Consider the following 11,274-nt stretch of genomic DNA (forward strand, 5'->3'; position numbering starts at 1 on the left):
GGGGGTCGAACGGTGGGCGTTGACGTTCCCGAACTCGACGACCGGGAGTACGAGGAGTTGCTCGACGCGGCCAAGAAGGTGATCCCGGCGACGGCCGAGTCGTGGACGGACATGAACCCACACGATCCGGGGGTGACGATCGTCGAGCTGCTGGCGTGGCTGACCGAGTCCTACGTCTACCAGCTAGATCAGGTGACCGACGACCATCGCGAGAAGTATCTGCGGTTGGTCGGTGCCAGTCGCCGACGGCCCCAGTCTGCGTCGGTCGCACTGTCGCTGTCGCCGCCGGGACAGTGTGTCACGATCCCGGCGGGAACGCGCCTGGAAGCTACCGACGGAGAGGGGACAACCAGACGCTTCGAGACCGACCACGACGTGGTCTGTGCCGATGCCGAGCTGGCGGCGGTCGTGACCGTCGACGAGACGGGCGTGACCGACAACACCACGGCCAACGAGACTGAGGGGATGTTCTTCCGGGCGTTCGGAGATAGTGCGCACGCGGGCGCGACGCTGTGTCTCGGCTTCGAGGGCGATCCATTCGCCGCGGTCGATCGGTGCTCGCTGTCGGTTGCCTATCACGACGCCAACCTTCCCGAGCCGGACGGCGAGGCCGACGACCCGGAGACGTTCGTCCCCTCCGTCGAAGTCGTCTGGGAGTACTGTACCGACGAATCTCGGTGGGCCGACGACGACGCCTGGAAGCGGCTCCTGCTTCTGGGTGACGGGACCGACCGGTTCTACGAGGGGGGTGCAATCGCCCTGGGCCGGCCGCCCGGTTACGAGCCGACGACGCCGGGCGAACGCGGCGTCGGACCACACGACCCGGGACTGGTGTGGCTGCGCTGTCGGATCCGTACGCTGGGTCACGAGATCCCGCCGCAGTTCGAGGCGATCAGGACGAACGTCGTCACCGCGAGCCACCGAATCACCGACACCGACGTCACGCTGGAGCGGATCGAGGACGGGAGCGTGCCGGCGCTGGACGGCCAGCGCTTCGCGTTTCCGGATACGCCTGTGCAGGCGGCGACGATCGCCGTCGATGGCGAGACCTGGGCCGAGGTGCCGGACTTCGACGCGTCGGGACCGGACGAACGCCACTACGTGCTCGATCCCGAGGCCGGCGAGATTCGCTTCGGCGACGGTGAGCGCGGGGCAGTGCCACCGGCCGAGGCGACCGTCGTGGCGACGTCGGTCGTATACGGGGGCGGCGATGCGGGTAACGTCCCGGAGTCGGCGGCCTGGAACGTCGCCGAACCCGACCGGGAACTCGGCGACGGTCTGCGGTGTGAAGACGTCTCGCTGTCGTCGCTCGGGCCGGCGACCGGCGGGCGTGACATGGAGTCGATCGAGGCGGCGTTCCGTCGCGTCAAGCGCGACCGTCGCGTCCCGTATCGGGGCGTGACGGCCGAGGACTACGCCGCGATCGCCCGACGGACACCCGGCCTCCGAATCGCGCGGACGACCGTCGCCATCGACACTGACGACGGCCGGCCCGAAGTCGAAGTCGTAGTCGTCCCGTACGCGCCGGCCGACTGCTCGAAACCGGAGCCAAGCGACGGGTTTCTCGCAGCGGTGCAGCGCCAACTCGACGCGCGCCGGCTGTTGACCGATAGGGTGACCGCAGCCGCGCCCACGTACGTCGGATTGACGATCGACGCCGAGGCCCGGACCCGCCGGACCTACGCGGGCGTCGGCCAGGAGACGGCGGTGCGGACGGCCATCGAGGAGTACCTCGATCCGCTCCGGGGCGGCCAGGAGGGCGAGGGCTGGCCGTTCGGCCACGGTGTCTCGGAGGTTGAACTCGCCGATGTCCTCGACTCCCTGGAGATGGTCGATCGGGTACAGGACGTGACCGTGACGGCACACGGCGACGCGACGGTGGCCGGAGACGGAACGATTACCATCCCCGAGACGGCGCTGTTCTACGTCGAGTCGATCACGACTGACCTCCGGGTCCGAGAACAGGAGACAGGAGGTGCCCGTGGATGACGTTCTCGACAGCGCGGACGGTGACAGCGGCCGACTGGCGGTCGTGGGGGCGGTGTAACGTCGCCGTCACTGGTGGCGGCGTCGTCCTGCGATCCTCGCCTGCTATCGAGGAGACGGTACGTTCGATCGACGCCGTGGATCTGGCGGTTTCTGCCGACGGCGCGCTGTACGCGCTCGGACCGGCGGGGACGCTGACCAGACACGACCGCGAGCAGGGGATCGAACAGCAGCTGTGGCAGCCGGGTCCGGGTGCGTTCGAGCCGGCGGCGGTCTGTGTCGACGGTGATCGGGCGTACGTGGCGGACCGCTCGGCGGGGCGGCTCGTCGCCATCTCGACGCGGCTGCAGCGCCAGATCGGGACGGTCGAGACGGATCTTGAGACGCCGGTCGAGCTGGCGACGGCAGGCGGGTCGGTGCTCGCACTGGACGCCGGCCGCGAGGACTCGGCGGGGCGGCTCGTCCGGGTCGGGCCGGCCGGCCAGACCGAGTCGATCCTCGACGGTGTCGAGTCGCCACGCGACCTGCTCGTGACTGGGCGTGGGGAGGGGTGGGTGCTCGATGCACCCTCCGAAAGACCGCGCCTCCGAACGATCGATGGCGAGCGTACGCTGTCGCTGTCGTCGCTTCGGCTGGGTTCGTCGGGCGAGTCGCTGACGCCGACGTGTCTCGGCCGTTCCGAGGCGGGGCCGGTCGTTCTCGGCTGTCGGACCGACGACGGCGAGTTCGTCCTCTGTACGTACGAGCTAGGGGCGTCTGTAGCAACCGAACGTCACCGCCAGGGGCGCTCGTGGCGGACGCTGGTCGGCGTCGAGGAAGGACCGCTGTACGCGGCCGTCGGCGACGGGTCGTGTCTCGAACTCGCGGCGACCGAACGGTACACGGTCGAACCCGGCACGTCGCGGTATCGCGGCACGGTTCTGGGTCGGTTCGACGCCGGCACCGACGAGATCGAGTGGCATCGACTCCGACTCGATCTGGGTCGGCAGAGTTCGGGGACGCAGGTCCGGGTTCGCTACTTCGCGACGGACGGACAATCTGTCGACACCGGTGGGCTCTCGGCCCTCGAGTGCCTGTCTGCGGACGACGCCGCGACGCTGGCGTCGGCCGGCGTCACGTCGGTCTGGGGCCTCGCGAGCAGCGATCCGGCGGTACTGTCGGCGGAGCTGCCGGCGGTGTCCGAACGCGAGGTTACAGCCTGGCGGCGGGCAGCCGAGCAGGCGATCGACTGGCGGGAGGTCGGGACGCCGGATCCGACGGACGTCCTGTTGGAGGGGGCGGCTGGCCGGTATCTCCACGTCGCGATCGAGTTGCGTGGCAGCCGGACGACCTCGCCCCGGATCGACGCCGTCGAGGCGTTCTGTCCACGCCAGTCGTACCTGCGATACCTGCCGGACATCTACCGGGAGGACGGCACCTCGGCGGCGTTTCTCGAACGGTTTCTCTCGATCTTCGAGAGCATGTTCGTCGACGTCGAGCGCGAGATCGAGACAATCACGCGCTACTTCGATCCCGGTGGGGTGCCGAGTGATTCTCTGGAGTGGCTGGCATCGTGGTTGGCGGTCGACGTCGACGAATCGTGGCCGGAGTCGGCCCGGCGCGAACTACTCGTCCGTGCCCCGGAGCTGTACAGACAGCGCGGCACTCGCGCTGGATTGCGGGCGATGCTCGAGTTGTACCTGCGCCACGTCGAGCCGCCGGCTCCGGTTCCGGATCGTGGGTCGTCGGCGCTCAGGCGGGCGACTGAGACGGCCACGAACGCAGCTCGGGTGGCCAACGCCGACGGCGGGACCGACCGGGCCGGTGGACTACCACACGAGCTGTTCGTGCTGGAACATGCCGACCTCGACGGGATCGAGTCGGACGCGGCGCGCGAACCGTTCGAGCGGGCGCTCGCCGGCCCGCAGTCGTTCGTGGTCTATGCGGGGCCGTTCGCACGCGAGGAGCACCACGACGCAGTCGAGCGGATCGTCGACCGGGAAGCACCGGCGCACACCCGCGGGGCGGTGGTCGGGATCGAACAGTCGTTCGAACTGGCCGGCAACACGTTCCTCGGGGTCAACAGCACGCTGACCGACCGGGAACTGGAACTCGGACAGACGGCCCTCGGCGGCAACGCCGTGCTACGAGGTGAGACAGATGCAACACGATAACGATATGACAACGAAAATGCGAGAACGCGCGCTGGAACAGTTCGAGAAGAATCGGTTCTTCCAGGGCAAGCTGATGACGCCCCGGGACATGCAGGTCGAACAGGAGTACCACGCCGAGCGGTTGCACACGCTGGCGCGGTATACGATGGGGACGGGAATCGTCCGTGGGCTGGAGGTCCGGGACGTCCAGGAGACTCAGGAGGAACTGACAGTGACTGTCGCGCCCGGATTGGCCATCGACGGCTACGGGCGGCCGATCGTCGTCGAGACCGAGACCAGCAAGTCCGTCCCGGTGCCGACCAACGACGAGATCTATCTCTTCGCACGGCACGCCGAAGTGTCGACGGAGTCGGTGCCGGTCCCCGACGCTGACGGCGTCGCCGGCGACGAGCAGACGCCAAACCGTGCGATCGAAGTGTTCGAGCTGACGTATCAGGAGACTGAACCCGAGCCCGGCGAGCCGACGCCCGAGCTCGAACTCGAACTCGACGAGGATTCTCGGGACCCGTTCCACGAGATTGCGGCGGCGTATCACGAGCAGTATCGAGAAGAGCCACGGAGCGAGAGCGACCCGGCGGTCTTCGTCGGTGCGTTCGAGCGGGGATCGGACGGGGGGTGGCAGCCCACGGAGACGGCGGTGAAGCGGCCGCTGGTGTACGATACCGAGATGCTGTTCCGTGCGTTCGCGAGCCATCTCGCCGATACCGACAACCCTCACGGAGTGACAGTCGATCCCGAACCGAGAGACGTACCAGTGGATCTGGACGACATCGAGGGCTTCGAGCGAAAACTCCAGTTCCTCCAGGCGGAGTTGCACGAACTCAAAGAGGATCGGGACACGCTCAACCGATACCTGATGCGCAAGTCGCTGAAGGACAAGGAACGCTTCTTCCGTGACGTCGCCGACCGATTCGAGGAACACAGCGACGAGGTCAGCCGGGTCGCACAGGAGATCGTGACTGCGGCAACCGAGGGAATCGCCGCGAACGCCTACGACCAGCCAGAGATCTACCGTGAGCACGTCCGCGAGCTACTGGACGCCGAGATTCGTCTGGGTGAAACCCTCGAAGGCACGGCTACCGAAGACACACTTGACGGGTACGTCAGGGCAGTCTCACAACTCCAGAATCGCCTGGAGGACGAGGCCTCGATTCTGGACGTCGCAGTCGCACAGGACAACGTCTGTGAGGCTGCCGACTCTCTAGAGGAACTCTACGATATTGTCCCCGACACGTAACTAAAATCAATTCAATAACAACACAGAAAGATTTATAACCTATTCTTGTAAATTGAAGATTGTATCGGAACCGAAATTGGTGGGATATCTACAGCAATGCCAGAATATCAGTCACCAGGCGTATACGTAGAAGAGGTAGACAATGGAACAAAGGCTGTCGAGGGGGTGAGCACGAGTACGGCCGGATTCCTCGGCGAGACCGAGCGCGGGCCCGTCGAGCCCCGGCTGGTCACGAGCTTCTCTGAGTTCAAGCGTCTCTACGGATCGAGTCCGGAGACGTCCGATCTGGACGTCGCCGTCGACGGATTCTTCAAGAACGGTGGGGGCCGTTGTTACGTGGGTCGTGTCACTGCTGCCGAGCCCGAAGACCGGGCGGGGGCGACGCTGACCGACGAGAACGGCGATCCAGTGGTCGAGGTGACCGCGAACGGGCCCGGCGAGTGGGCTGAGTCGGTCGCGATCGTCGTCGACGACGGGCCGATGTACGAAGAGGGTCACAACGAGTACTTCCGGGTTCGGGTCCGCTACTGGGCCTGCGACATCGAGAACGTCGACGAACCGGCGAGCGAGCAGCCCGATCCAGTGCCGGCCGTCGAAGAGGAGTACGAGGACATGACGCCCGACCGGGAGTCCAGTCAGTACTACGAGAAACAGACGCCGACCTCGGTCCTGATCGATCTCGAACGCGCGGGCGACGGTCGCCCGGCGGAGGGGCTGACGTGGCTCAGCACGGACACGTCGAGTTCGGCCGCCTCGGACGGTGGGCTCATCGACGCCGAGAATCAGGTCGTCATCCCAGAAGAGCTGGACGAGCAGAGTTACAACGACCTGCAGGATATGGCCGAGCCGTTCGAGATCGACCGGAGCCAGGCCAAAGACGAGCTGGTCGAGGATCTCGAAGCGATCCGCGACGGCGAGGTCGAGGTCGACGTCGAGGTCGTCGATCCGACCCAGAAAGAGCGCGCGGACGTCGACGACGGCGAGGTATCCCTCAGTGACTTCCGTGGGATCGCCAAGCCCGGCATGCGCACGGGCCTGGAGGCGTTCAAGGAACTGGACGAGATCTCGATCGTCTGTGTGCCCGACGAGAACGACATCCGCGGGCTGACCGACGCGGTCGTCACCCACTGTGAGAACATGGGCGAGCGTTTCGCCATCCTCCAGACGCCCCAGACGCCGGGGCCGGTCTCGGAGATGGAGACGCCGGTCGATTCGTCGTATGCTGCGTACTACGGACCGTGGCTCCGAATCAAGGACCCGTACACGAACAACGAGAAGCTCGTCCCGCCGGGCGGCCACGTCGCGGGGATCTTCGCACGCAGCGACGTCGAACACGGCGTTCACAAGGCGCCCGCGAACGAGACGGTTCGTGGCGTCCTCGAACTGCAGTACGACTACACCAAGGGCGAGCAGGACGTCCTCAACCCCAAAGGAATCAACCTGATTCGGAGCTTCCAGGGTCGCGGGATCCGTGTGTGGGGTGCACGCACCTGCAGTAGCGATCCGTCCTGGAAGTACGTCAACGTCCGGCGGTTGTTCCTGTACATCGAGCAGTCGATCGACGAGGGGACCCAGTGGGTCGTCTTCGAGCCCAACGACGTCGACACGTGGGCGCGCGTCCGCCAGACGGTCGAGAACTTCTTGACGACGGTCTGGCGCGAGGGCGGTCTCCAGGGTACCTCGGCCGACGAGGCGTTCTACGTCAAGTGCGGCGAGGAGACGATGACCCAGGACGACATCGACAACGGGCGATTGATCGTCGAGATCGGAATCGCGCCGGTCAAGCCCGCCGAGTTCGTCGTCTTCCGGATCGGCCAGTGGACGGGCGACTCGTAGACACATTCGAGCACACGCAGCACGCGACATAACCATCAGAGACGAACACACGTATGCCAGACAGACACGGACCACTACGACCGAACCGTTTCAAGGTGGAACTCGACGGGATCACCATCGGTGGGTTCCAGCGCGTCGAGATTCCCTCGAAGCGGACCGAACAGATCGAGTACCGAGAGGGGAACGACCCGGCCCATCACAAGCGTCTGTGGGGAAAAAACTCCTACGACGACCTGATCATGGAGCGCGGGGCGAAAAAGGAGAACGGCGACCTCTACAAGTGGCGCAAGGAGGTCGACGAGGGGAAACTCGACAAGGCACGCAAGAGCGTCGCCGTCATCCTGCAGGACGAGACCGGCGAGTCCCACCTCCGCTGGGAGTTCACCAACGCCTGGCCAAAGGAGTACCAGCCGCCGACGCTGCAGTCGAACACCGGCGCCGGGCAGGGCAACATCGCGACGGAGACGTACATCGTCACCTTCGACGAGATGACGCGAAAGGACGTATGAGGCCGGCAAACGAGCGATTCACGATTCCCGAACACGAGCAGGGTGAGGCGGCCGCCCTCGACGACGAGGGCGTCCTGCACACCGGAAACAGCTGTCTGACCGAACGAGTCGCGATCACTGTCGGTGAGCAGCCATGACCGGCGAGACCTTGCAGACGGAGTTCGAGTTCACGCTCCCGCGGGGATACGTCGACGACGAGGGCACGCTCCACAAGGAGGGGCGGATGCGCCTGGCGACGGCGGCCGACGAGATCAAGCCGCTGCAGGATCAGCGCGTCCAGGCCAACCAGTCGTATCTGACGATCGTCCTGCTGTCGCGAGTCGTGACCGAACTCGGCGACCTCGAAAACGTGAGTCCACACGAAATCGAGGAACTGTTCGTCGCCGACCTGGAGTATCTCCAGGCGATGTACGAACGGGTCAACAACCGCGGTGCGAACGTCGTCGAGACGGCCTGTCCGGACTGCGGCGACCCCTTCGAGGTCTCGGCGGAGACGGGCGCGCACGTCGACACGAGCCAGTCCCAGGCCGGTCTCGGAGGCGGGATGGACACGCCCGGGATCGGTGCGGCGGAGATGAGCGGCGTCGAGGGCGTCGGTGCACCGGACGGCGGTGAGATCGACGACGCGGCCGACGCGGAGGACGTGAGTGCGGGAAATCAGCCGGAGTGACCCGGCTGTACGATCCCGACCGTCTCTACGAGGAGGTGGCGTTCGTCGCCTACCACTTCGGCTGGGATCACGAGACGGTGTTGACGATGCCACACTGGGAACGCCAGCAGTGGTGTGAACGGATCAGCAGCATCAACGAGAAACGAAACAGCGAGACCGGCAGTGGTGGCATGAATCGCGGTCCCGGTGGCGGGATCGAACTGCGGAATCCACAGCCGTAATCTCGTCTGTCGGCAGTCACTAACAGAGTATGTCACCGAATCCAGGCGATCCGTACGCCAGCCAGGAGAGTCCGTACGCCGATTACAACTTCCTGGTGGAGTTGAACGGCTCGACAGTCGCGGGCTTTCGCGACGTCTCGGGTGTGAACATGGAGTTGCAGACCGTCGAGTACCAGGAGGGTGGCGTCAACGATCACGTCCACCAGCTTCCGGGACAGTTCGCCCACGCGAACGTCGCCTTGCAGCGCGGCCTGAGCAAGGACACGACGTTCTGGGAGTGGGTCCAGACGGTGATGAGCGGCACGCTGGAAAAGCGAACCGTCGTGGTCAAGATGAAATCCGACTTTCAGGGCGACAGCCTCTGGGGGTGGGAGTTCGCCAACGCCTATCCGGTGAAGTGGAGCGGCCCGGATCTGACGACCGGTCAGAACGGCATGGCGATCGAGACGGTCGAGTTGGCCTACGAGCGCTTTCGGAAGATATCCGGCATGCCCGAGTAGCGAAACCAACCCTTTTGCTCGCGCCGCTCGGACACCCGTCTATGAACATCGAGGAGACGCCGGTGCTGGACAATCATCTGCATCTCGATCCGGTCAACGGGCGCAACACCGAAGCGGCCGAGGCGTTCGCGTCGATGGGCGGGACGCACTTGTTGGTGCTGAACAAGCCGTCCTGGAATCTCGTGGAGGTCGCGACTGACCAGGAGATATTCAGAGAGGGGTTCGATCTGACAGTCGACGCAGTCGACGACGCGAGCGAGGTGCTTGACGGTCGGGCGTGGCCGGTGCTTGGCGTCCATCCCGCTCTGATCTCGAAGTTGGTCGAGGGGGGGTATACACCTGCGGAGGCACGCGACATCATGCAAGCGGGGTTAGACGTGGCGGCCGAGTACGTCGCGTCGGGGCCGGCGCTGGCGATCAAGTCGGGGCGGCCCCACTATGACGTCGAGGAGGCGGTGTGGGAGGCCTCGAACGAGGTCATGCGCTACGCGTTCGACCTGGCCGGAGAGGTCGGGTGTGCCGTCCAGTTGCACACCGAGGGCGGCGAGGACTTCGAGGAAGTCGCCGAGTGGGCCGAGAGCGAAGGACTGCCGTGCGAGCAGGTAGTCAAGCACTACTCCGGGGGCCGTCTTCGAGGCCCGATCAAGAGCGTGCTCGCGGACAAGGACGAACTGGAGATTGCCGTCGCGGAGGACGAGCCGTTCCTGATGGAGACCGACTTCATCGACGATCTCGATCGGCCCGGTGCGGTGCTGGGTCCGAAGACCGTCCCCAAGCGCGTGCGTTGGATGCTCGAACAGGGCTGGGACGAGGCGGTTCGGACCGCGCACGTCGAGACGCCTGCGCGGGTGTATGGAATCGACACCGAGGCGACACTGGCTCGCAATTGACGACGCTGTCGGGATCACCGACTCGGAACTGTCTTCGTCTTGCTGGCTAGGAACTGGAGACTGCAACGCTACCAACCAGAGAAAGCCCTCGCCTCGCTGGCGGTCGCTGAGCAGGATATCTTCGCTCACTCCGTTCGCTTTGATAGGGCCTGCTCAGCGACTCCACTGCGTCGCCAGACGAGTCTCGCCCTTTCGATCCGCCAGGCTCCATACTACAATCGCAGGCCTGCCCTTCCCCGGGTCGGGCCATAGAAGGCCCTCTCGGCCACCGCGGGGCGTTCAGGAAGCGTGTCGCGCGGCGTCCGCCGCGCGACCGGGGAGGTGCGGGAGACGTGACCGAAGGGAACGTCTCCGAATGAACGAGCGGGGAGAGCGAGGCGCGAACGAAGTGAGGGCCTCGAATGCGAACGGCGCAGCCGTGAGCGAAGCGACCCGCGAGTGTGGGGCTACAATAATGCGGTGTGCCTTGGAGGGCTTTCGAGGAGGTATCGTGCGCAGTGATTGCTAGCGTGGTGAGGACTTTCGAAGAAGTAGCAGTGGTATCCTCTCAGTTTCCTAGCCAGCGTGGTGCGGACTCTCAAAGGAGTAGCGACGGAATCGTTGCCAATTCCTGGCCAGGACATCGGAGCAACGAAAACCATATCCCCCGAGGCACGAACAGCAATGACATGAGCACACCGCCGGGGGAATACTACACCGAGGAACGCTGGCAGAACTGGATCGACCGGATCGAGGAAGAAGACATCGATCCCGAAGACGAGGATTCGGCGCGCCTGCTGTTGAATCTGCAGGACGACACCGCCATCGCCGTCGCGAAGATCATCACCGATTACGACGACAGCGAACTCGAGGAGGAGACCGCGCTCGACGAGCTGGCGGACATCCGCGAGACGGTCCTTTCGGAGATCGACATCGACGACGAGGAGAAACTGATGTTGATCGACGGCGTCCAGACGTCGCTGGTCTGTGTCTTCTATGCGGCCGAGGAGTACATCGTCGGCGGAGTCGCCGAAGAGGGAACGGTCAGCGAATATATCGAGGCCGCGAGCGAGGCCGAAGCCGAGGAGGATCTGGACGCGGCGCTTGGTTACTGTGCCCAGGCCGGGACGCGGATTATCGACGGCGAGGAACTCGACCGCGACGCCGCCGAGGATCTGGAGTTCGGGCTGGTCGCCGAGTGGGTCAACGGACTCGACAGCTTGCAGACGGCTCTGAGCGATCCGGAAGTCGTCGAAGAGGACGACGAGTAGTCGAGTTCGAGTTCTGAGAACC

The 11,274-nt window shown here is 65.2% G+C and carries 11 protein-coding genes; all 11 read left to right on the plus strand.

The window, feature by feature from the left end:
• Nucleotides 1-12: 12 nt before the first annotated feature.
• Nucleotides 13-1,989 carry a putative baseplate assembly protein gene (locus DV733_RS08185; protein WP_049995159.1) on the plus strand — a complete coding sequence of 659 codons (1,977 nt, stop codon included), beginning with the start codon at nt 13-15 and terminating at the stop codon, nt 1,987-1,989.
• The gene (locus tag DV733_RS08190; protein ID WP_049995158.1) at nt 1,986-4,139 is read left to right on the plus strand and encodes a phage tail protein; all 2,154 of its coding nucleotides are present in this window, start codon (nt 1,986-1,988) and stop codon (nt 4,137-4,139) included. Before DV733_RS08185 ends, DV733_RS08190 begins: the two co-directional genes overlap by 4 nt.
• The gene (locus DV733_RS08195; protein WP_202594309.1) at nt 4,126-5,376 is read left to right on the plus strand and encodes a hypothetical protein; all 1,251 of its coding nucleotides are present in this window, start codon (nt 4,126-4,128) and stop codon (nt 5,374-5,376) included. The genes DV733_RS08190 and DV733_RS08195 overlap by 14 nt, the downstream gene beginning before the upstream one ends.
• A gap of 96 nt (nt 5,377-5,472) precedes the next feature.
• The gene (locus tag DV733_RS08200; protein WP_049995156.1) at nt 5,473-7,212 is read left to right on the plus strand and encodes a phage tail sheath family protein; all 1,740 of its coding nucleotides are present in this window, start codon (nt 5,473-5,475) and stop codon (nt 7,210-7,212) included.
• A gap of 95 nt (nt 7,213-7,307) precedes the next feature.
• A complete protein-coding gene (locus DV733_RS08205) occupies nt 7,308-7,721 on the plus strand; it encodes a phage tail protein (RefSeq protein WP_202594308.1) in 414 nt (137 codons plus the stop codon).
• The gene (locus tag DV733_RS17090; protein ID WP_154019542.1) at nt 7,718-7,858 is read left to right on the plus strand and encodes a hypothetical protein; all 141 of its coding nucleotides are present in this window, start codon (nt 7,718-7,720) and stop codon (nt 7,856-7,858) included. Before DV733_RS08205 ends, DV733_RS17090 begins: the two co-directional genes overlap by 4 nt.
• The gene (locus tag DV733_RS08210; RefSeq protein WP_049995154.1) at nt 7,855-8,391 is read left to right on the plus strand and encodes a hypothetical protein; all 537 of its coding nucleotides are present in this window, start codon (nt 7,855-7,857) and stop codon (nt 8,389-8,391) included. The genes DV733_RS17090 and DV733_RS08210 overlap by 4 nt, the downstream gene beginning before the upstream one ends.
• On the plus strand, nt 8,388-8,612 hold the full coding sequence (locus DV733_RS08215; protein WP_079979540.1) for a DUF6760 family protein: 225 nt from the start codon (nt 8,388-8,390) through the stop codon (nt 8,610-8,612). The genes DV733_RS08210 and DV733_RS08215 overlap by 4 nt, the downstream gene beginning before the upstream one ends.
• Nucleotides 8,613-8,641: 29 nt before the next feature.
• Nucleotides 8,642-9,112: a phage tail protein gene (locus tag DV733_RS08220; RefSeq protein WP_049995153.1), complete on the plus strand. Its 471-nt coding sequence runs from the start codon at nt 8,642-8,644 to the stop codon at nt 9,110-9,112.
• A 41-nt stretch (nt 9,113-9,153) separates the two neighbouring features.
• Nucleotides 9,154-10,002 carry a TatD family hydrolase gene (locus DV733_RS08225; protein WP_049995152.1) on the plus strand — a complete coding sequence of 283 codons (849 nt, stop codon included), beginning with the start codon at nt 9,154-9,156 and terminating at the stop codon, nt 10,000-10,002.
• Nucleotides 10,003-10,670: 668 nt separating this feature from the next.
• Nucleotides 10,671-11,252 carry a DUF2150 family protein gene (locus DV733_RS08230; RefSeq protein ID WP_049995151.1) on the plus strand — a complete coding sequence of 194 codons (582 nt, stop codon included), beginning with the start codon at nt 10,671-10,673 and terminating at the stop codon, nt 11,250-11,252.
• Nucleotides 11,253-11,274: the final 22 nt, after the last annotated feature.

The sequence above is a fragment of the Halapricum salinum genome, assembly GCF_004799665.1.
Classification (GTDB): Archaea; Halobacteriota; Halobacteria; order Halobacteriales; family Haloarculaceae; genus Halapricum; species Halapricum salinum.